The organism is Paenarthrobacter sp. YIM B13468 (assembly GCF_042788025.1).
Taxonomy (GTDB): Bacteria; Actinomycetota; Actinomycetes; order Actinomycetales; family Micrococcaceae; genus Arthrobacter; species Arthrobacter aromaticivorans.
Window position 1 is genome coordinate 118,653 of sequence record NZ_JBHZPI010000016.1, and the last position, 22,390, is coordinate 141,042.

The window sequence follows — 22,390 nt, forward strand, 5'->3', positions numbered from 1 at the left end:
GCGTCCGACACCCTCACAAGACCGACTTCATTTGGCGCCCGATGAACGCGGTCGCAATACGGGATGACATCCGCGAGGCTGCGTCGAGTATTTTGGCATCCGTGCCGACCAGCACTCGGAAGCTGCCCCTCTCCAGGCCTTGGATGATCTTGGCCGCAGTTGCTTCGGGCGTGGTGGAAGGTGCTTTTCTGCCTTTGGGGTCGATCGCTTTGACCCCTGAATTTCCGCTGATGTCAGTGCTGATGTTTCCCGGGAAAACAGTCGTAACTGCAACAGCCGTGCCGCTCAATTCCTGGTAAAGACCCTCACTGAACTGCTTAACAGCAGCCTTTGTCGCTCCATAGAATGTTTGGCCGGCGAATGGGAGCAAGGCTGAGAGGCTGGATACGTTAAGGATGGCCGCTGCGGGACGACGCCGTAAGGCCGGCAGGAACGTCTTGCACATGTTCACGGTGCCCCAGAGATTTACGTTCATCACACGCTCAAAGTCTTCAAATGACAAGTCAGCCACAGGCACAAAGCGATGAATGATGCCCGCTACATTGATGAGGCCGTCGACGTGGCCGTGGAGGCTGGTGACGTCTTCGAGTAGCGCTGCGACGGCCTGGCGGTCAGTCACGTTTACCACGTGGGTGCTTAGTGTGCCTGTTCCGGTTGCCAAGGCCTGTGTACCTTCGAGCGCATCGGCGTTCAGGTCGACGGCGGCAACCGTTGCTCCCTTTCGGAGGAGCCCCAGCACTACTTGGCGGCCGATGCCGTTGCCGCCACCTGTCACTACGAACGTTTTGCCGTGAACCTGCATGTCGCTGGCCTTTCTGTCGAAATGAATTAATGTTGTTGGATGCCCTATCAGGACATTGGTCTCTGATATGTGTCCCAGGGCCGCCTGCGACCGGGGGCGGACGTGTCGCCGGCGATTTCGGGGCGCGCCTGTCCGACGTTCCCCTTGCAGGCCGTGCCCTTGCCCGGCCCCCGGTCTTGTAGGGCGGGAGGTCAGTAGGTGTAGAGGCTGAACCTAACAATTCCCGCTTCAGGGAGTTTGGTGGGGATAGCCCTGTCCGACATCGGAGGTGTGCCCACGAAAGGGAAAGGAACCAGGGTCCCCGACGCAGTTTCATCACCGTTGAGACGGCGGGTGACTATCAGTTCACCTGCCTCCAGCCGATACTCGGCTGCCGAAAGGAAGGAAACTGGGGCTCCTTCGCCGGCAAAGGGCGTGACCCAAAAACCGCGACCGATGACGAAAGCCCCGTCACCGTCCTCAATGACCAACCCGTAGGCAGGGTAGGTGGGCAGAGCCGGGCTCCAGTCGGACTGGGTGTTAATTTGAAGCGCTGTTTCGCCGAACTGGAACGAGGCTGACGGAGTCTCGTCGTTAAGCATGAAGCCTTGCATTCGGGCTTGAGGGTTCGTACGAATAATGGCAGCCGCCGCCGAGAGCAGGTAATAGGCGTCTTTGAGGCCTGCGCTGCTGTCCGCGTCCGGGTTAATGTCGTCGACACCAAACGGGGATACCCCTAGTGCACGGTGGCCGCCGACTGCGGAGAACATTTGTGCGATGCCGACACTATCGGCCCGCAATTCGGGTATGAACAGCCGGCCTTTCCTGGCGGAGAAGGCACTGAAGACAGGCTCGGCGTCATCTACGTACGTATCAGGGGCGAGAAAATCCAGAGCTGGGGCCAGCGAATCCCAGATCGGGGCAACCGGGGCGACCGGTCCGCCGCTCGGGTACTCACCGGGGCGCTTGCCGCCCGCGAGTGCGACGGGCCCGTCCAGGACGCTGTCTGCATCCAGCCAGGCATTTACGAACAATGGAACTCTGTGGTTTTGAGCTCCCGAGGAGGCGACAGCATCAACGTAGGAAGCATATGCAGCTGCCATAAAGGCCTCGTCCACACGGTCTCCTTCACCGAACACCTCCTTCCAGGTGCCTTCGGTTCGGGATCCGTTTTCTTGCCAGTTTTGATGGACCGGAATGCCGGAATCAGCCGAGACGGCTTCGATCACTGCAGCGGGTACGCGCCCTTCAAAAGCCGATTGCGCTGCTGGCGAGTGGTCCCGGGATGCTCCGAGAAGTCCGACTTCGTTCTCGACCTGGACCATCAGGACGGTGCCGTCATGGTCGGTGTCAGAGAGCCGCTGCATAAGCGCGGCAAAGGCCCGGCAGTCAGCGGCCTTCGCCTCGAACGAGAACGGGGAAACGTGCTCGATGCGGCGTCCGTCAGCCAGTTCAGCCCGGGGGAAGCGCATTATGTCCTTCTTGACCCAGTGCGGTGCATAGGTGGAGGCGGCGTTCTTCCACGAACCAAACCACAACGGAATCAGCCGCAGTCCGAATTCGTGCGCTGTAGCGATCATCGCGTCGATGAGGGTGTAGTCGAATTTGCCCTCTTCCGATTCGAAGAGATCCCAGGCCACCGGGGCAAGTACCGTGTTGGCGCCAAGCAGTTTAACGGTTCCGAAAGAACTCGCGATCGCTTCAAGGGTGCTTGAACTGGAGTTGTGCACTTCGGCGCCGACGATCAGGAACGGCTGGCCGTCGACTGCCAGGTAGGGGCCTGTCCACTGGGCTACGACGGTGCTTGGAGTTTGATGCATGTTGGTTTCTTCCACTAATAGGCTCCATTGGCGAAGCCCGAGCCTGGTACGGATTTTGGCGTTCGGTCCTACCTGAAGCGAGAACCTTCTTGGCCAGTGCGATTGGATGCCTGTTCGGGATCGCCCCGATAACTTTCGGCTGGGCTTTCCATTCCTGGTGCTCAGGATTTCAGGCCGGGCGGCGGCTGTCGCGCATCAAGTGCGCCAGGGTCTCCTCCGGAACCGGCATCCCGGAAATGTTGATGAACTGGGTCATGGTCATGGACGACAGCATGGCCAGGTGTTCGGCAGAGACTTCGACCGAATTGAATCCGAGTGCTTCCATGACGCGGTTGCCCACTTGGGGGTGTTCAAACCATTCACCCATGGGGGTATTCATGGTGAGCTCGGTGAGGATAAGGTCGCCGGTCAGCGTGAGGCTCTCGTCATGCAGGATGGTGTGGGCATCAGTGCCAATTTGAATCCGGTATACACCTGGGGCGACAACCCAGCGACCATACTGGATGTCCCAGTAGGCGAAGGCCCGTCGTGGAAGGTCGATCGTGACAGTCTTCGTTTCGCCGGGATCGAGGTGCACCTTATCGAACCCCCGCAGTTCCCGTGCCGGACGTCGCACGGGGCCGGCTTGGGTTGCGACATAGACCTGAACCACGTGCTTGCCCGGCCGGTCTCCGGTATTGCGTACGTCGACGTTGACTGTGACGTCTTCACTTGGTGTCACTGTTACCCGGGGGGCTGAAGTGGAAAAAGAGGTGTACGAAAGGCCGTGACCGAACGGGTATCGGATAGCTGTGTCGAAGGTGGCGAAGTAGCGGTAGCCGACCATCACGCCTTCGCCGTACCTGACGTGCCCGCGTTCGCCTGGGAAGTTCAGGCTACTGGGGTGGTCCTGCAGCCGCAGCGGGATGCTTTCCGCCAGGTGCCCGGAAGGGTTCGTGCGGCCAAATAGGATATCGGCAATTGCGTGCCCACCTCCCTGCCCCAGCAGGAAGCCTTCGAGGATGGCATGGACGTCGTCATGCCACCCCTCCAGAGAGACGACGCCGCCATTGGAAAGGACGACTATCGTACGGGGCGCGACGGCAGCTACCGCAGCGATCAGCTCCGATTGGGCCGCAGGCAAATCGAGGTTTTCGCGGTCCATCCCTTCGGACTCAGCCACTTCGTCCAGGCCAGCAAAGATCACCGCAATATCGCAGTGACGGGCCGTATCAAGGGCCTCCTGCCGCAGCGTGGCGTCTCCATCACCGCCGATCACGAAACCCTGTGCATAGGTCACCGCTACCTCATGCTCTCCTGCGAGGGCATGTATAGCCGTAAGGGGCTGGTCCAGGTGGGTGGCATTGACATGCGCGCTGCCTCCGCCCTGGTAACGGAGCTTGGCCGCGAATTCGCCGATGACTGCGAGGCGGGTGCCTGCCCTAAGTGGCAGGGTTTGAGCCTCATTCTTCAGTAAGACCGCGCAGTCGGCTGCAAGCTCTCGAGCAATGCGATGTTGGGCGGTGTAGTCGATATCTGTCGTTGATTCGGGAACGTACTGGGCCAGTGCGGCAATCCTGGCGATACTCTCATCGAGCTCATGTCCGTCCAACTCGCCCGAGCGCACCGCTGCCCGAACATCGTGGTCATGCGCGGCGCTACCTCCTGGCATTTCGAGGTCCAATCCTGCCCGAAGGCTTGCCACACGGTCCGTTACCGCGTTCCAGTCGGATACAACGACTCCGGAAAAACCCCACTCATTACGAAGCACCTCGGTCAGCAGCCAAGGGTTTGCCGATGCAAAGATTCCGTTGATCTTGTTATAGGCCGCCATGACGGTCGCTGGTTGCGCTTCCGTGACAACCCGTTCAAAAGCCGGTAGATAGATCTCCCGAAGCGTTCGCTCATCAACGTCCGCGCTGATCGTCTGCCGGTTCGTCTCTTGGTTGTTCGCTGCAAAGTGCTTGACCGAGACTCCCGGGCCTTCGGACTGGAGGGCCTTAACGAAGGCGGATCCCAGTACACCGGTGAGGTGAGGATCCTCCGAATAGTATTCGAAGTTTCGTCCGCACAACGGGGAGCGTTTTATGTTAATTCCCGGACCAAGGACAATGTGTACGCCTTGGGCGAGGGCCTCTTTCCCGATGGCGGAGCCCAAACGCGCCGCTATAGCCGGGTCCCAACTGGAGCCAATCGCGACGCCGGGAGGGAAACACGTGGCTGGATCGCTTTCGAACATTGCGAGGTGGTCGTGGCGTCCTGACTGATGGCGCAACCCGTAGGTTCCATCGGCCAGAGTCACTGCAGGATGGCCCAGTTCGTCGATGGGCTCGGTTTCCCAGAAATTCTGCCCGGACAGCAGGGAGGCCTTTCGGTCGGCAGGCATGCCGGCTATTTCAGTCATGGCACTGGTATCAACAGTGGCACCGGTCTGGGCTTGTGTTTGATTGTTCATTGACAGAGCTTTCCGAGGTCGAGGTTATGGGTTAGCTGGTGAGCGCGCCTGCGGTGAGGTCGGTAGATTCTTCCAAGGAACCGGTCACGATCGCTTCAACAACCAGGTCGGCGGCACCCAAGGTTTGTGATTGGGCACTGACTGTGATGAATCCTGGCTTTCCGGTGGGGCGGATGACGGCCAAGGCCCGTCCGCGGAATGTCGTGCGGGTGTTGCCCGTGAAGGCCTCTTCGGAGGCGGGCGCTGCAGTTCCGAAACCGATGAGTTCTCCGGGCCCGGTAACGTCCAGAACCACCTGTTCATCCGCGAGCATCTCCACCACTCCACTGCCGTCGGTGATAGCAATGTCGGCGAAGAGAAGATCCGCACCGTCCGCGATGACCGTGCCGGCGCTGCTCGTGACGCGTAGTCCAAGTTCTCCGCTGGCGCTTCTGAGCTCTGTGCGCGACACTTCAGAACCATCGCGGTACCCAATCGCGGTCAGATTCCCCGGTTCGTAGGGAACGGTGAATTTGGCAAGATATCCCTGCTTTCGCCCAGCCCGTCTGCGGGCTATGCGGCGGCCGTTGAGGAACAAGGCGACGTGGTCATCTGCGGAGTACACTTCTACTTCTGCCTTGCGTCCTTCGCATCCTCGCCAGGACCAGCTTTCTACGGCGTCGGTAGTGCGCCACGCTGATCTCACCATGGCAACGCCACTGCGGTCTACGGGTCGTACGCCGATGGCAGGAGCCTCCAGGCAACCCCATGCTGCCTGGGCGAGCCGCAGCGTGATGTCCGGTTGCCCGATAAGGTCGAACATTCCAGGACCTGCAATTAGGTATGGGAAGGGTTTAGCTAAGCCGGCGCGTTTTCCGGGCACCCACACGGCTACTCCGGCCTCCCCCAGATACTCCCAACCCGCCCAGACAAAGTCGCCGATGACCGCGGGGTTTTCCTGTACGAGGTGCCAGGCACGTGCAACATCGCCGGGCAGGGTTTCGGAACCAAGGATGACCCGCTCCGGGTACCGGCGCACGTCCCCTTTGTAGCGGCCCAGGCCATAGTTGTAACCAGCCACATCCACCGCCGCGAAAGCGTCTCGGGTAGCCCTGTCCGCACGGGGAAGCCGTGAGACCAGATCCATCATGCGACCAATCTGGTTGATCATCGCATTCGCCTCGGTAGACCCCGCCATGGAGGATTCGCCCTCAACCGGAGATGAATCTTTATAGGGGGACTTATCCATGGACACCAGGGTGCTCAGGAAAAGGTTGGTAGCCAGGGTCACCGGTCGGCCAGGATCAATGGAGTGGAGGTATTCCGTAATCTCGCGGGTAAGCGCCACACCTTCGGCCGTGGCAGTCTCCGGGATCTCATTGCCGGCGGCGTACATGATCACGGAGGGGCGATTGCGGTCCTTCTCGACCATACGGTCCGCGTCCTCCCGCCACGTTTCCCGGAAACGCCACGAGGCATCGTGCTTGGTTTTCGAAACTACCCAATAGTCGGCCAGCTCATCGAGCACATACATGCCCAGTTCGTCGCACGCATCCAGCAGGTGCCTGGACATGGGATTGTGTGCGCTGCGGATTGCATTGAAGCCTGCCGCCTTGAGCAGCCGGACGCGGCGGTACTCTGCTGCCCTGTAGGTTGCGGCTCCCAGGACCCCGTTGTCGTGATGGATGCACGCACCACGCAGCAGGACAGTTGTGCCGTTGATCCGCAGCCCGTAATGGGTGTCAACGGAAATTGTCCGCAGACCCACCATTTCGCGTCGTTCATCAACGACCGAGCCATCCAGTTCGAGGCGCGCGGCAAGTTCGTAGAGGTGCGGCGTTTCCGCGGACCAAGCGCGCGGGTGGTCGATGCGCAGGACCACAGCACCCGTGCTCCCCCCACCGGCGCCGGCGGCAACAACTTTACCTCCGTGCGAAAGCTCTATAACGACCTGGGTATCGCGCGCGCCGGCGCTCACCAGCCCGTATTCGACCTCCACAATTGCCGCCTCATTTGAGGTCGTTTTCGTCCGCAACTGCAGACCGTCCGCAGCGAAATGGACCGCTGGCCGAAAGACAAGTGACACCGCACGGTACAGGCCTGACCCCGGGTACCATCTGCTTGCAGGTTGGGCAGAGTTGTCGACGTCGACAAGGATCTCATTATCCTGGCCCCACAGAACATGATCGGTTATCGGCAGTTCGAATTCCGTATAACCGCTTCTAAGCGTCCCGACAGGTGTGCCGTTCACCGAGACAGTGGAATCGCCCTGAACGCCCTCAAACCGCAACGCAACGTTAGGCGCCGGGTCCACGCCGGCGCGCCAGGTTGTCCTGTAGGCGTACCGGCCGCCTGGATAGTAGGCAACTTCAGCGCCTCCTTCTGCATCAGCCCGGCGCTGTTCGTGAATCATCGCATCGTGAGGAAGCCGAACTAAGGACCAGCTGTCGGAGGATCGGACGGAAAACTCCCAAACGTCCAGGTTCAACATCTCTGTAACACGCGACGCCAGGGTCATCTTTGTCCTTCCGGTTGCCGGCACTGAAATCCGCAGCCTTGCTATTGATTCAGACCAGCGAAACACAGCAATTGACGCGTGTCAATGGCCCTTTCGGCACATTGACGCGCGTCAAAAGAGGCAGTACCCTCACTATGAATGACAAAAAGGTCCGCGTTTTCCAGAACGCGTCACCGGATGCACTGGATCCATTATGACCAACAAGCTTCTTCCCCGGGCCCGAGTACCGGGCACCCCAGGGACCTTCGGCGGATCCCCGCTGATTCTCCGGATCCGCCCCCAGTAGCGGATCCCTTCCCTGCCTCGGAGTGCAGCAAGACGCGTTGCCTGCATACCTCGCGCTTCGGCTAAATACAGAACAGACCTACCGGCAAGGAGCCAACCATGTCACGCAGTTTCCCCGACGGTTTCCTTTGGGGGGCAGCGACAGCTGCCCACCAGGTGGAAGGCAACAACATCAATAACGACTTCTGGAAGCTCGAGCTCGACGCAGCCGAGCATGGTGTGGAATTCAGCGGTGACGCACTCGACAGCTATCACCGGTATGAAGAGGACATGCGACTCCTGGCTGAGGCAGGGTTCAACACCTACCGCTTCAGCCTTGAATGGTCCCGCATCGAACCCAGCCCAGGCAGGTTTTCACAAGCCGAACTGGCCCACTACCGGCGGATGATTGAGGCGTGCCAGCGTCTCGGACTTCAACCCGTGGTGACCCTGCACCATTTCACACATCCCCTGTGGTTCGACGAGCAACGATGGTTGGCCGATGACGCTGTGGACCTCTTCACCCGCTACGTTGAGCAGGCCTGCACCATCCTTGATGGCGTCGAGTGGGTATGCACCATCAATGAGCCAAACGTTCTTGCCATCAACCATGGCATGCAGCGCCGTCTGGCCGTCGCAGGAGAGGTGTATGACCCGGAAGAGAGCTACCTCCCGGACCCGGAAATCGGCCGCGTACTAATCCGCGCACACCAGGCCGCGGCCAAGATCGTTCGCAGCAGAAGCACCGCCAAAGTCGGTTGGACGGTCGCGAACCAGGCCTTTACGGTGACACCCGGTGCTGAGGACAAGCACACGGAGATCCAGTACATCTTCGAGGACATGTACTTGGAAGCGGCAAGGGGTGATGACTTCATCGGCGTTCAGTCATACACAAGTCAGCCTATCGACGCCGACGGAATCGTTCGCCACCCGCCCCACCCCGACAACACCATTACGGGTTGGGCATATCGGCCGGATGCGCTTGGCATCGCGGTACGGCACACCCGTGCGGTCCTGCCGGATACACCCATCGTGATCACCGAAAACGGCATTGCCACGGCAGACGATGATCGCCGGATCGCCTACATCAATGAAGCTCTGCACCACCTTCGCGACTGCATGGACGAGGGTGCGAACGTACTCGGATACATCCACTGGAGCCTGCTCGATAACTTCGAGTGGGGCCGCTGGGCACCCACTTTTGGTCTCGTTGCAGTGAATCGGGAGACTTTCGAACGCATTCCCAAGCCGAGCCTTCATGTCCTGGGCGCCCTCGCGACGGCGAATGCACTGTGACCACCACAGCCAACAGAACCCTCATCAATGAAAGCGACGTCTTATGACTTCCGAAATGCACCCCTACCAAAATCCGGCATTGCCCATCGATGAACGGGTGCAGGATCTGCTGGGCCGAATGACGCTCGAGGAAAAGGCTGCCCAGACTGCGTCCCCCTTTGGATCAGCCGTTGATGTCCACAACCCGCCCCCGACCGGATGGGGCAGTGCGACAGCGGCCCTGTCGACGCTGGGCCTTCCACCCCGAGAAGCCGCAGAAAAAGGCAACGAACTTCAGCGAAAGCACATGGAGGATACCCGTCTGGGCATCCCTGTCCTGCTGGCCGAGGAAGCGCTCATCGGACTGAAAGTGCGGGACGCAACTACCTACCCCGACGCCATCGCCCAGGCTGCCACCTGGGAGCCCGAACTGGTCGAAGAAATGGCCCGGGCCATTGGCGCGCAAATGGCGCGCATCGGAGTCAGGCAGGCTCTTTCCCCGTTGGCTGACGTGGCACGCGACCCGCGGTGGGGACGTGTGGAGGAGACCTACGGCGAAGAGCCTTACCTTGTAGGCTCCATGGCAACCTCCTTTGTCCGCGGGCTGCAGGATACCGACCACCATGCGCCCGTCATCGCGACACTGAAACACTTTATCGGTTACGGTGCCAGCGACGGCGGGCGGAATACCGACCCGGCGCAGATCGGCCCAAACGAGCTCAGGGAAGTCCATGGGGTGCCCTTCGAAATGGCGATCGGCGCCGGCGGGGCCAAGGGCGTCATGCCCGCCTACAATACACTCGACGGTGTTCCGGTAACTGGTTCCAAAAAGTACCTGCAGGACCTGCTGCGCCGTGACTACGGATTCAAAGGTCTTGTGACCTCCGACCTCAATGCGGTGTCCCAGCTCTACACCAAGCACGGCACCGCTGCGGACAGCAGCGAGGCCTTTGCCCAGGCCCTGCGGGCGGGCGTTGATTTGGACCTGGACAACGCTGTCAACTCCGAGCGGATCGTTGAAGCTGTCAGGAGCGGGGTGCTGGCTGAAGCCGATCTGGACCGGGCAGTTTCCAACGTCCTTCGGGCGAAATTCGGGCTCGGTCTATTCGAGCAGCCCTACACGAACCTGGATGAGGTTCCCGAAACCCTGGATACACCGCACGAACGGGCATTAGCCCGTACCCTGGCCGAAAAGGCCGTCGTCCTACTACAGAATAGGCCCGTTGACGGAGCTGATCCCCTGCTGCCTCTCGACGGGAAGGTACGTACAATTGCGGTGATCGGTCCCAACGCTGACCGCCCGATGGGCCAGCTCGGAAACTACAGCTACCAGGTGCTCGACAGCATGACGAAGCGCTTCGCCCTGGCCGCTGACCCCCAGGCGCGCCTCGAGAACGCAGAGGCAGCGACGGCCGGCGCGGACGAGGCAAAACTGCTGGTCGAGTCGGTTCCCGTGGTTACCTTCCTTGAAGGCATTAAGCGTCGTGCTGGCAACGACAGCACGGTTCTCTACGAACGGGGCTGCCCCATCGCCGCAGAAGACAGAACCGGGTTCGACGCAGCAGTCATCGCAGCACAGTCAGCAGATGTGGCCGTAGTCGTGGTCGGGGACCAGGCAGGTATTGGTTCCTATGGCACCGTCGGTGAGGGAATCGACAGCACGGATTGCACTCTGCCCGGAGTGCAGCGTGAACTGGTGGAAGCGATTGCAGCAACGGGTACCCCGACCGTCGTGGTACTCAGCCACGGACGCCCCTACGCACTGAAGTGGATGACGGAAGCCGTGCCGGCAATAATTTCCTCCTTCTTTGGCGGTGAAGAAGCTGGCAACGCGCTGGCCTCGGTGATCTTCGGTGACGTGAACCCCGCCGGACGGCTGCCGATGTCCATGCTGGAGTCCGCTGCCTCGGCCCCGCTCCCCTACTGGCGAACACTGCAGCCAAGCTCCTACTTCAACGGGGAGACAACCGCAGTGTTCCCCTTCGGACATGGGCTCAGCTACACCCAGTTCGCCTACCGGGATCTGGTGGCGGAGGCGCACGAAGCAGCAACCGATTCAACAATCCGTCTGACGTTTACCATCACCAACACCGGAAAACGCGCGGGCGAGGAAGTCGTCCAGGTGTATGGCCGGGATGTGATCGGCAGCACCGCCCGGCGCGGGCGGGTCCTGGTCGCTTTCCGGAGGATCTCCCTGGACCCGGGAACGGCCGCAAAAATCACCGTGAGCGTCCCGGCAAGCATGTTGGCGCTGTGGGATGCTGAACAGGGCTGGGTTGTGGAGCCGGGCCTCATCCGCTTCTACATAGGAGGCTCGTCAGCCGACACGCCCCTGCAGACCAAGGTAACGCTGACAGGCAGGGACCACCTTCCGGGACCGAACCGCCAGCTTTTCAGCACCGTGTTGGTGGAGACCGGGTCGTACGAAGACTTTGCCGCCCAGATCACGGCAGCGAAGAATGTGGACACCCTGGACGTTGCCCCCGTGACGGCCGAAAGCACGATTCGCGACTGGCTCGACCACCCTGTTGGCGGCGAGCTGCTGCGGGCAATGATGGGCGGGGCAAGCGAAGAGATGCTCGCCCCTGCAATGGGAATGACCCTCGCCCAGATGGCCTATTACAGCCAAGGGCAGCTACCAGAATCAGTAGTCGATGATTTGGTGGCGAAAGTTCAGAACGTTGGGACGCGGGTCGTCATCTAGCAAAGGCACTAAAACAAGTGGGAGCCGGTCCGAAAGGACCGGCTCCCACTAGTTTCCACTGCGATCCCGGATACAGGATAGCGGCGGCAGATCTCCGGCCTGCCCGCACCCCGAGAGGCTATACCTGGGCTATTCCGGATTTAAACGCCAGCGCGACAAGCTGTCCACGATCCCTTGCACCCAACTTTGTCATAGCCCGGTTGAGATGCGTTTTGACCGTTAACGGCGAAATGTGGAGTTCGCGGGCAATGGCAGGGTTGTCCATGCCGGTGGCAGCAGCAGCCACCATGTCCCGTTCCCTGGGCGTTAGCTGGCCGACGAGCCGAAGCAACTGCGGATCGGGCGCGGCCGGCGGCCGTTGAGCTGTGGCAGAGATGTGGCGGATGGCTGCGGACGCCGCAGTTGTCGACAGGGTCGTTTGCCCCGCGGCGGCGTCCAGAACAGCCGCGACCAGTTCGTCCGGGCTTGCGCCCTTACTCAGGAACCCTGATGCCCCGGCTTCAAGGGCTCCGATGACGTCCCTGTCGCCGTCGAACGTTGTGAGGACGAGAACTTTGACTTCCGCGAGGGTCTCATCGCTTCGTATGGCACGGGTTGCGGCCATGCCATCGAGAACAGGCATTCGCAGGTCCATGAGGACCAGGTCGGGCTTCAGCTGCCGGGTCATGCGGACAGCTTCACGTCCATCCGAAGCTTCGCCCACAATCGTGATTCCCGAGTTCTCCAGGATGCCGCGCAGGCCCGCCCGGATCATGGATTGATCATCAACGATGAGTACCGCCGTCATTCCCTCTCCTTCGTCTTGATGGCTGGCACAGTTACTCTAAGCAGGAAGGTACCGTTTTCATCCCGCGTATACAGGTCGCCGCCTGCGGATTCGGCTCGTTCCCGCATGCCTATCAGGCCATAGCCGCCCTGACGGTCACGACCGGGCCTGTAGGTGTTCGAAATGGTCAGGACAACGGATCCATCTTGCGCGTCGAGTACAAGGTGTGCCCGCCCGTTTCCGTGCCGGTGGGCGTTGGTAAGTGCTTCCTGGACCGCACGGTACAGCGCGGCCTCCCCCGCTGGAGAAACACCAGGCAGTGATTTGATGGTGGCATCGATTGCAAGGCCCAGCTCCCGTGAGCTCTCCAGCAGGGCCGGGATGCCTTCAACGCTGGGGATGGGTCCGGCATCATCCCGATGGCCGGCGGAACGGAGAATGAGGAGTATGTCTTGGAGTTCCCTTAGCACGTTTCTGCTTGCTGCCCGCACCTGTTCGAGTGATTCTTTCGCACGCTCTCGGTCCTGATCCAGCGCCTTTTCAGCGGCGCCTGAATGGACGTTGATAATGGCGATATTGTGTGCCACGGCGTCGTGCAGATCCCTGGCGATTCTGATTCGTTCCTCGCCGAGTCTGCGTTGGATTTCGCTGTCCTTCGCCGCGGCCGACGCAGCGACCTTATCCCGGAGAGCAGAAATTGTTTCGTTGTGGGATCGCAGAGCGTATCCGGCTGAAGCGGCAGCTGCCGTCCATACAGGCAAGCTCAACGACACCACGTCAAATGGTGCGAGCCGCAAGAAGACCAGACCGCCGACATAAAGGGTGCAGGCGTGTAATACCGGAAGAGCAACCGAGGCCGCACCGGAACGGCGTAGCGTGAGCGAGAAAATACAGACCTGGGCTATGACCCAGACAGATATTACTGCTCCGGGAACGCCTGCCACCAAGGCACTGGCAATGATTGCCGCGCCAGTGGCAGAGGCCGGGAACTTCCGACGCAAGGTGGCAGCGATGAGCATTGCTGCCACCAGGACGACGCCTTCATAGGTTCCGGCCGTTGCTCCTCTCATGAGTTCCGACAGGAAAGCTAGGACGGCAGCAGCATCGAGCGCAACCTCCCACCGAGAACCCGGCCGGGGAGTGAGAGTCATGTCAGCGGCGTCCGATGGGGAATGGCTCGGCGTCGGTTGCGTCCTGTTCGGCATTATCGGTGCCCCTGGCTTCCTGATGTTCCACAGTATTGAGGTGGTGGCCCTCGACATCAAGTGCGGGCAGGCGTGCCGGCCACGATTTGGGCATCCACCACGCGGAGCGGCCCAAGAGAGCAAGCGCGGCGGGAACAATAACCATCCGAACGATGAAGGCATCGGCAACGACACCCACGGCCAGGGCAAGGGCTATCGAACCGACTAGGGAAGAGTGACTCAAGGCAAACCCTCCAAAGACCGCTGCCATGATGCCTGCGGCGGCGACCACCACGCCGGCGGAGGTTTTGAAACCGCGAAGAATTGCCTGTTTGGGATGGATTCCCTGCCCGTATGCCTCCTGGATCCGCGTTACAAGAAACACCTGATAGTCCATGGCAAGACCGAACAGGATGCCGGTCAAGATAATCGGCAGCAGGCTGAGCAGAGGATTTCCTTGCGGAGCCTGGATCGCGTCCCCCAGCCACCCCCACTGGAACACTGCGGTGGTCGCTCCCAGTCCCGCGCCCAAAGACAGAAGGAATCCAGCCGTGGCAACAACGGGAACAAGCACGGAACGGAACAGGATGACCAGCAGGATCAGGGAAAGGCCGACAATCAGGGCAACGTAAAGTCCTAGGGCCTGCCTGAGCTGCGCGTCCGCATCCAAACCCAGTGCGGTGGCTCCGGTGACGTACAGGTTGGCTCCGGGAAGGTTATGTGCTTCGGCGCGGATGTCCCGCACCAACTGCATGGTCCGGTCATCGAGGGGACCAGATTTGGAAATCACGGACACTATCGCCGCGTCTCCGCTGCTGGCCACGCCTGCGGGCACCGCCAGCGCCACGTTGTCGATCCCTGCCAGGAACTCCTGAACTTCGGGGATTCTTTCCTGCAGGCCGCCTCCAGGGGTTTCAACGAGGACCACAAGGGGGTCCTGTGAGCCCTGCCCAAATTTGTCGCTGACGATCTGGTAGGCAGCCCGTTGCGTTGATTCCGGGTCTTCGCCGCCAGGTACTGAAAGGGTTGTTTTCATCGACAGCAACGGCAGGGCCATTACGATGAGCAGCAGGGTGCCGCCAACCACTGAGACAAGAGGCCGGGTCACAACGAACTGCGCCCAACCGGAGAGGAATCCCGGCACCCGTGTAGGGACACGTGCCGATTCGGCAGCGGAAAGTTGCCTGCGGTCCCGCTTGGACAGAGCCCGAAGACCCATGAATGACATCAAAGCAGGCAGCAACGTCAGTGACATCAGCACCGCCACACCTACTGCAAAGGCCGCGGCCAGACCCATTTCTCCGATGAACGGAATGCCAACAACCGTGAGTCCGGCCAGGGCGATGATGACAGTCGCCCCCGCGAACACGACTGAAGAACCTGCCGTGCCAGTGGCTCTGCCAATGGCCGCGTCAACCGTACGGCCCTCGCGCAGCTCCGCACGGAAGCGGGCAAGAATGAAGAGGCTGTAATCGATGCCAACAGCGAGGCCAAGCATCACAGCCAAGATCGGCGTGACATTGCCAATGGGACTGATAGACGAATACGCAAGGATTCCGAGAATCCCGGTTGCGACGCCGATCAATGCGCTCAGCATGTTCGCGCCCGCCGCGACAAGGGAGCCAAAGGTCAAGACCAGGACAAGAAAAGCAATGCCTGCCCCGACGGCTTCAGACGGTCCAAGGATCTCAGGAATACCCGAGGCAAGGGACCCGCCCACCTCGGCCGTCAGCCCTTGCCCGCGGACCCCTTCCGCAACTTCGGTGACGTTATTATGCACAGTCTCACGCTCTGAGTCCTCTAACCCTTCAAGGGATACCTGGATGACCGCTGTAGTGCCGTCGGCAGAAAGGAACGGACGCGCCGGATCCCGTGGGTCCAGCACTTGGCTGACGTTGGGAAGGGAACGCAGCTGCTCGATTGCCCTAGTCAGGGAATCCGCCGGCCCAGGGGCCGTCAGCCCGGTCCCGGCAGGCGACTGCACCACAAGCTGCAGTTCGCCAGAGCCGGCGGGTGTGGACGGGAAATGGTCTTCCAGCAGGCCCATGGCCTTGCTGGATTCGGTGCCCGGCACGTCGAAGGCACCGTCGCTAAATTTCATCCCGCCCAATGCAACGACCGAAAACACAGCCAGAAGACCCAGCCATACCGTAATGGCAGCGATACGATGACGGCCCGCCAGCCTCCCAATACGGGCAAGAAATGCAGCCATGCGATAGTCCTAACAATTGATGGAAAGGGTGTGTCTTGAAAGCCCTTCACCAATGATCTGAGGACAGCACCTTATGGACATCCGTCGAACGCAGGTGCGTTGGTACTGCATTGGCAGTAGGAATTAGTCCTACCGCCGGGTGGTGTCTCCTTGGATGACTGTGAAACCACGCGTGTACTCATCGGTTGCTTCAGGCGGGATCCGCAGCTCCCGGCCGGAGACGATGTGGCCGACCAGTTCGCGTACGTTTAGCTCCAAGTCCATGCTGATAGACGTAATTGTCGGAGTCGAAGCGCGGGCGATCACAGAGTTGTCGACCCCGATAATTCCCATCTCCGCGGGAATGCTGACTCCTTCTCGAAGAGCGGCCCCTAAAATCGCCAAGGCCACCTCATCGTTGTAACACGCTAAACCAATCCTTCCCGCCGGAAGGCTGCCCACTGCTTTCAAAGCTTCGTCGCTGGTAAGGCCAATCTCCAAGGTAGGCAGAACTTCCATAGCGTGAAGGCTGCCATATTCGAGCACTCCCTTCTCGCGTTCCGGAGCGCTGTATTGCTCCCGTATCGATCGCGGGCGGACAACGGCAATGCGCTTGTAGTCCTGGCCCAGAAGATGCTCAGCCTGAAGGCGGCCGATAGTCACGTCAGCCGCGGCCTGGAAAGCCTGGGATTGTCCAATCACGTAAATACCCTGTTTTTCGAGGCGCTCAATGTCTTCAGGCCGGAGCGGAGCCATTGTCACGATCGAGTGAGGACGCAGCCCAAGGACCGCGTCTTGAAGGGTATCGTCTGATGACGAAAGCCGAAGCAGGTTCGTCAGGCCTTCCTTCGCCAACCCTTCTGTCAGGAGATCCACGAATTCACGAACGGTCGGCCCGAAAGTGATGTCCGGTATGAGCGTGATGACGATGTCGCTCTTACCACGGACCAGTGTTCGTCCAGCCAACGACGGGCGGTAACCCATAACCGCCGCTGTTTCTCTAACCTTTGCGACCGTTTCTTCGGAAAACAGGTGGGCACGGCCGTTGAGAATCTGACTCACTGTAGACCTAGAAACGCCTGCACGAAGGGCAACGTCAGCACTGCCTGTCATAACAGCTTCCCCTCTCTTCCCTGCGCCAGGACCTTTTGGGCGGCCTCATTGACACGCTTCAAAGACATGCCCAGCCTACCGCAGTCCCCCCAAGATACAACTATTGACGCGTGCCAATGTGGGTGTTTACCTTGATAAGGGCCTGCTCGGCCATCCCCCAATACGCGCATAACCCGAGTCCGTCGGCTGCTTTGCCGCGGCAAACTGGAGGCCCGATGCCTCACCCTTATCCCCAGGTCCTGGACGTACAGGTCAAGGACGCGAATACGAAAGACACAGCTATCAGCACCGCCGTTCAGGAACTCATCCCAGAAGCGATTAGGAGCCGCAGAGGTATCTCAGTTACCCGGTACAGCATCACTGAATTTCAGATTGCGGTCGACCTGTCCGTACCATGCGGTGAAATCCACGAAAGAGTCAGGTTCTGAGAGCCGACGAAAACCGGCTCCAGACGAATGGCCCGGAGCTGAGACCACCACTGAGAGCGATCGGACGGATGCTGACGGGCCTCCTCTTTTGGCTGTCAGGACCGTACAGGCTGAGGTCCACCTGCCAGTGAACTCCTGAATCTACTGGCCAGATTCCATGAAGGGCCGCGCGGCCGCAAGTGCTGGGACCACGCGGCCGCGGGAGGCTAAAAGTCACCGGCCGGAATACCGACAGGCACAGAACGAAGGTACTGCGGATGCAGTATCTGAAATACCACAGCTGCGGGCTTACTTCCTGCGGCTTGGGCGAGAGGCTGTAACTATCCCAACCGCAGGTGAAACCGAACAGCAACAACGTCGTCGCCCCGCAGATACAGGAGCCGATTCCTTTGACATCAACAATTCAGCAGCCGCCACCGGCAACCGCGCCGTTTCCGACCAACCGGTGCCCGTTTGATCCCGACCCGAGGTACGAAGGTATTCGCACCTCGGACCCCGTACTGCGCGTCGACACTCCTGCAGGCTTCGATGTGTGGCTCGTCAGCGGCTATGAGGATGCGCGTACAGTCCTGGGCGACGCCGAGACCTTCAGCAATGTAGACGCCAGTTCATCCCACCTGATGGGCGACAAAGACAACCTTGGCGCACCCCCGCCACCGGGCGTCATGCTCAGGCATGACGGTGATTCCCACTCCCGGCTCCGGCTCCGCCTGGCCCGGGAGTTCATGGTCAAGCGGATAGCGCGTCTCGAGCCATTCATCAGGGACCTCGTCGCTACGCACATCGACCGCATCGGCCAGCAGAAAGGCCCGCTCGACCTCTACCGCGAGTTTGCGCTGCCCGTCCCCGCTTTAGTGATCAGCGAGATCCTCGGAGTGCCCGAGGGTCAACGATCCGAATTTGAGAACGCTACGGCCTCTCAAGTCGATTTGAGCCTGCCTCTCAAGGAACGCCAGGCGGCAGCCATCCAGAGCGCGGGCTTCTTCGCGAACCTCATCCAGTCGAAACAGGAGAATCCCGGTGACGACCTGCTCAGCCGACTCATCCTGGAACCCACCGACCGCCCCATGGATGCCGCAGAGCTCCAAGGGCTAGCGCTCCTGCTTTTGGCCGCAGGTCATGACACCACGGCAAACATGATCACTCTTGGCACCTACGCCCTCCTGCAGCATCCGGACCAAGCTGGAAAGCTACAGAATCCGGCTGTCATGGAAACAGGCGTCGATGAGCTGATCCGCTATCTCACCATTGTGCACAACGGTGTCCTGCGCAAAGCGGTCAAAGACACCACCATTGCCGGGCAGACAATCCGCGCGGGCGAACATGTGGCTGTGGTCCTTGAATCGGCCAACAGGGATAACCGGTTTATCTCTGATGGTGACCAGCTGAACCTTGAAAGGCGCTCTGCCCATCTCGGCTTTGGGTACGGACCGCATCAGTGCCTCGGGCAGCATCTTGCACGCCTTGAACTGCGCATTGCACTCCCCGAGTTGTTCCGCCGGCTATCGGGCCTGAGGGTTGAGACCCCGGAAACGGACATCCCTTTCAAGAACGACATGCTCGTATACGGGATCAAAAAGCTGATGATCAACTGGGATGAGGTAATTTCATGAACTTCGACATCAACGTAAGCAAGTGTGTTGGAGCCGGCGTGTGCGCCATCGCGGCACCCGAAATCTTTGACCAGAATGAGGACGACGGCATTGTCGTCGTCCTCAACGCGCACCCTCCCGCCGAACAGGAATCGAAGCTGCGGGACGCAGCGGTGCGTTGCCCGGCAGCTGTCATCACCCTGTCCCAGCAATGAGCCGTATCAGTCACCCCACCCCCAGGACCGTAATTGTGGGCGCCTCGGCAGCTGGGGTGAGCGCGGCCGAAGCCCTGCGCACGCGGGGATACGATGGCGACATTGTGCTCGTGGGCGCGGAAAACCACGAACCATATGACCGGCCACCCCTGTCCAAGCAGGCGCTGCATGATCCAGTCTCAGTGGGAGCACTGACCCTGCGGCCGCCCAACCACCTCCAGAACCTCGGCATTGACTTACGCCGCGGAGTTGCTGCGGTCCACCTCGACAGCCGTCACCGGAAAGTGCTGCTTGAAGACGGCACAGACCTTGAATTCGAACGTCTCATCATTGCCACGGGAGTCAACGCCAAACATCTTCCGGCAGATAACAACATCTCCGGTGTCCACACGCTGAGGACAGTCGATGACGCGCTCCACCTTCAGGCAGCGCTCTCAGCAGCGTCACGTCTCGTTGTAATCGGAGGAGGTTTCCTCGGAACTGAAATCGCAGCCGCGGCAATACAACGAGGAGTTGAAGTCGTTCTGGCAACCAAGGCCCCAACACTTCTGGAGAACGCGCTCGGCAGTGAAGTGGGGCAGCAACTGACCTCCCTACATCAAAAGCAGGGCATCCGCCTTCGCACGGGCAACGACGCGCTCGTGCAGTCCCTACGAACGAACGGACATAGAGTCACAGGCGTACATTTCGCATCCGGCGGGACGGAAAACGCTGACCTGGTTGTTGTGGCGATTGGGTCGGAGCCAGCAGTGGACTGGCTCCGAGCCAGCAGTCTCACCCTGTCCGACGGTGTAGTTTGCGCAGCTGACTGCTCAGCCGGCGACGGAATATATGCAGTAGGGGACGTCGCCAGGTGGCACAATCCACTCTTCGATCTTTCAATGCGCATAGAGCACCGAACCAACGCTGTTGATCAGGCCCTCCACGTCGCTGATCGAATCCTCGCAGGAGACAGACTTCCCTACACAACCGTCCCGTACTTCTGGTCGGATCAGTACAAAGTCAAACTTCAGGCCCACGGCTACCTCCGCGACCACGACGAAGTGCAGATTCTTCAAGGGAGCATCGAGGAGGGGAAGGTAATCGCGATTTACCGCAAAGGGGGAAGGCTAACCGGCGTGTTGGGAGCCGGCGCAGCCAAAGCCGTCCGGCAGTGGCGCGCGCACATCGAATCCCGCACCACTTGGGCTCAGGCGCTCGAAGTAGCGCAATCGAATTCGTAAGATTACCCGACCACAAACTTTGGTAACCAGAGCCAGGAATGTCCCGACTTGGCCTAAGCTCCTTCGCCGACTCACCGCTAATCAGGAGTTCGTGCGTAGCCAGGCTTCCCTGCCGGAATTAGGAAGTTAACTGCCTTACGAACTCCGCGGGGGAGCCCTTCGCGAAGTCGGAGCAGCAATCACCGGATATCCTTTCGGTGGCTACCAATCGAGTTCATCAAGGCCGTCGTCAAGCCGATTCAGTGCGCGATGGTGGCCTGAAGTGCTGCACCGACTATGCCGGCATCATTGCGGAGCGTGGCAGGAAGGACTGGGATTCCCAATCTGAGGTTGGGTAAGTAATCGTTGGCGCGCTGTGAAATGCCTCCGCCGATGATAACGAGTTCGGGCGAGAGCAAAAATTCCAGGTGTGACAAGCATCGCTGCAGCACGTCGCTGTACTCCTTCCAGGAAAGTCCGTCCCTTTCGCGTGCCAATGCTGAAGCCCGCTTTTCGGCCGCAACGCCGTCGACTTTCAGGTGTCCGAACTCGGTATTGGGGACGAGCTGACCGTTGAGGAACAACGCAGATCCAATGCCAGTCCCCAGCGTGATGGCTAGGACCAAACCGTCTATGCGCATGCCAGCACGGTAACTGATTTCGGCATGGCCTGCGGGATCAGCGCCGTTTACAGCCGGTACCGGCCGACACAGCCGGGCGCTTAGGAGTTGGTTGATGTCAGTGTTCAGCCAGCTTTGCTCCGTGTGCGCCGCAGAGTGCACAACTCCATGCCGGATTATGCCGGGAAATGTCACACCTACCGGTGCAGACGCAGCCGGAGCCTGCGGGTGGACTGAGATACAGTCGATCACCAAGGAAACTGCCGCGGCTACTGCTTCGGGGGTCGCCGGGTGCGGAGTCGGTACGGTCACCGAGGAGTTTTGCCTTGATTCTTGTCTACCAGCCCTCCTTTGATACCCGTGCCTCCAATGTCAACGCCGATAAATGCAGTGTTCGTGTGCTCTGTACGTAAGGAAGTGTGAAAACCGTGCGCTAGCGTATCGCCGGGGACTGCCGTTGCGGCCCCGGCAACCTTTCTGCCGAGATCGGTAGCCCCCCACTAGTCTTTGCTGCTGAAGGCGGCGTCGAAGCTGGTTTGAGAGGCGGGGAAGTCGAACTTTTTGAGGGCGGCGAGGGCTTCGGGGGCGCCATGGAGGCGATCCATGCCGGCGTCTTCCCATTCGATGCTGATCGGGCCGTTGTAACCGATTGCGGTCAGGGCGCGGAAGGAGGATTCCCAGGGTACGTCGCCGCGTCCGGCGGAGACGAAGTCCCAGCCCCGGCGGGGGTCGCCCCAGGGCAGGTGGGAACCCATGACGGTGTTGCGGCCGGTGGGGCGCAGCTTGGTGTCCTTGCAGTCCACGTGGTAGATCCGGTCTTTGAAATCCCAGATGAAGGACACGGGGTCGATGCCTTGCCACATGAAGTGGGAGGGGTCCCAGTTCAGGCCGAACGCTTCGCGGTGGCCGATCGCTTCGAGGGTCCGGACGGTGGTCCAGTAATCGTAGGCGATCTCACTGGGGTGGACTTCGTGGGCGAAGCGGATGCCGTTTTCGTCGAAGACGTCCAGGATTGGGTTCCAGCGGTCGGCGAAGTCCTGGTAGCCGGCGTCGATGACTTTTTCCGGGACGGGCGGGAACATCGCGACGTACTGCCAGATGGAGGAACCGGTGAACCCGACGACGGTGTCCACGCCCAAAGCTTTGGCCAGGCGTGCGGTGTGCTTCATTTCTTCGGCGGCTCGTTGGCGGACGCCTTCGGGGTCCCCGTCACCCCAGACTTTGGACCCGACGATGGCTTCGTGGCGGAAGTCGATGGGGTCATCGCAGACGGCTTGGCCTTTGAGGTGGTTGGAGATGGCCCA

The 22,390-nt window shown here is 60.4% G+C and carries 14 protein-coding genes and 1 pseudogene; 5 read left to right on the forward strand and 10 right to left on the reverse strand.

Annotated features, from left to right (window positions below):
• Positions 1-13: 13 nt before the first annotated feature.
• The 4 genes from ACFX4T_RS16060 to ACFX4T_RS16075 all read right to left on the reverse strand — a co-directional run bounded on the left by ACFX4T_RS16060 (position 14) and on the right by ACFX4T_RS16075 (position 7,427).
• Positions 14-802 carry an SDR family oxidoreductase gene (locus ACFX4T_RS16060; protein ID WP_223948850.1) on the reverse strand — a complete coding sequence of 263 codons (789 nt, stop codon included), beginning with the start codon at positions 800-802 and terminating at the stop codon, positions 14-16.
• A gap of 191 nt (positions 803-993) precedes the next feature.
• Positions 994-2,601: a DUF5597 domain-containing protein gene (locus tag ACFX4T_RS16065; RefSeq protein WP_223948849.1), complete on the reverse strand. Its 1,608-nt coding sequence runs from the start codon at positions 2,599-2,601 to the stop codon at positions 994-996.
• Between the two features lie 169 nt (positions 2,602-2,770).
• On the reverse strand, positions 2,771-5,035 hold the full coding sequence (locus ACFX4T_RS16070; RefSeq protein ID WP_223948848.1) for a glycoside hydrolase family 3 C-terminal domain-containing protein: 2,265 nt from the start codon (positions 5,033-5,035) through the stop codon (positions 2,771-2,773).
• A 31-nt stretch (positions 5,036-5,066) separates the two neighbouring features.
• Positions 5,067-7,427 (reverse strand): glycoside hydrolase family 2 TIM barrel-domain containing protein, encoded by a 2,361-nt coding sequence (locus ACFX4T_RS16075; protein WP_223948847.1) that lies wholly within the window; start codon positions 7,425-7,427, stop codon positions 5,067-5,069.
• A 489-nt stretch (positions 7,428-7,916) separates the two neighbouring features.
• On the opposite strand from ACFX4T_RS16075, the gene ACFX4T_RS16080 reads away from it, so the two are divergent.
• Both ACFX4T_RS16080 and ACFX4T_RS16085 read left to right on the forward strand, forming a co-directional pair.
• Positions 7,917-9,092, forward strand: a complete 1,176-nt coding sequence (locus ACFX4T_RS16080) for a glycoside hydrolase family 1 protein (RefSeq protein WP_223948846.1) — start codon at positions 7,917-7,919, stop codon at positions 9,090-9,092.
• A gap of 43 nt (positions 9,093-9,135) precedes the next feature.
• On the forward strand, positions 9,136-11,775 hold the full coding sequence (locus ACFX4T_RS16085; RefSeq protein ID WP_223948845.1) for a glycoside hydrolase family 3 N-terminal domain-containing protein: 2,640 nt from the start codon (positions 9,136-9,138) through the stop codon (positions 11,773-11,775).
• A gap of 118 nt (positions 11,776-11,893) precedes the next feature.
• Here ACFX4T_RS16085 and ACFX4T_RS16090 read toward each other — a convergent pair whose 3' ends face one another.
• The 4 genes from ACFX4T_RS16090 to ACFX4T_RS16105 all read right to left on the reverse strand — a co-directional run bounded on the left by ACFX4T_RS16090 (position 11,894) and on the right by ACFX4T_RS16105 (position 17,029).
• A complete protein-coding gene (locus tag ACFX4T_RS16090) occupies positions 11,894-12,562 on the reverse strand; it encodes a response regulator transcription factor (RefSeq protein WP_223948844.1) in 669 nt (222 codons plus the stop codon).
• The gene (locus ACFX4T_RS16095; protein WP_223948843.1) at positions 12,559-13,692 is read right to left on the reverse strand and encodes a sensor histidine kinase; all 1,134 of its coding nucleotides are present in this window, start codon (positions 13,690-13,692) and stop codon (positions 12,559-12,561) included. The genes ACFX4T_RS16090 and ACFX4T_RS16095 overlap by 4 nt, the downstream gene beginning before the upstream one ends.
• A gap of 1 nt (position 13,693) precedes the next feature.
• Positions 13,694-15,937 carry an MMPL family transporter gene (locus ACFX4T_RS16100; RefSeq protein WP_377652641.1) on the reverse strand — a complete coding sequence of 748 codons (2,244 nt, stop codon included), beginning with the start codon at positions 15,935-15,937 and terminating at the stop codon, positions 13,694-13,696.
• A gap of 129 nt (positions 15,938-16,066) precedes the next feature.
• Positions 16,067-17,029, reverse strand: a complete 963-nt coding sequence (locus ACFX4T_RS16105) for a LacI family DNA-binding transcriptional regulator (protein WP_223948841.1) — start codon at positions 17,027-17,029, stop codon at positions 16,067-16,069.
• 817 nt (positions 17,030-17,846) lie between these two features.
• Here ACFX4T_RS16105 and ACFX4T_RS16110 point away from each other — a divergent pair.
• From ACFX4T_RS16110 to ACFX4T_RS16120, 3 genes are read left to right on the forward strand one after another with little or no spacing between them, the layout of a single operon-like run.
• Entirely contained in the window at positions 17,847-19,070 is a 1,224-nt protein-coding gene (locus ACFX4T_RS16110; protein ID WP_223948840.1) for a cytochrome P450, read from the forward strand.
• On the forward strand, positions 19,067-19,264 hold the full coding sequence (locus ACFX4T_RS16115) for a ferredoxin (protein ID WP_223948839.1): 198 nt from the start codon (positions 19,067-19,069) through the stop codon (positions 19,262-19,264). The genes ACFX4T_RS16110 and ACFX4T_RS16115 overlap by 4 nt, the downstream gene beginning before the upstream one ends.
• A complete protein-coding gene (locus ACFX4T_RS16120; RefSeq protein WP_223948838.1) occupies positions 19,261-20,487 on the forward strand; it encodes an NAD(P)/FAD-dependent oxidoreductase in 1,227 nt (408 codons plus the stop codon). Before ACFX4T_RS16115 ends, ACFX4T_RS16120 begins: the two co-directional genes overlap by 4 nt.
• Positions 20,488-20,726: 239 nt before the next feature.
• On the opposite strand, the pseudogene ppgK reads toward ACFX4T_RS16120, so the two are convergent.
• A pseudogene (ppgK, locus tag ACFX4T_RS16125) lies at positions 20,727-21,469 on the reverse strand (polyphosphate--glucose phosphotransferase).
• A gap of 117 nt (positions 21,470-21,586) precedes the next feature.
• Positions 21,587-22,390, reverse strand: an 804-nt coding sequence (locus tag ACFX4T_RS16130) for a sugar phosphate isomerase/epimerase family protein (protein WP_377652642.1), incomplete at its 5' end; no start/stop codon positions are given.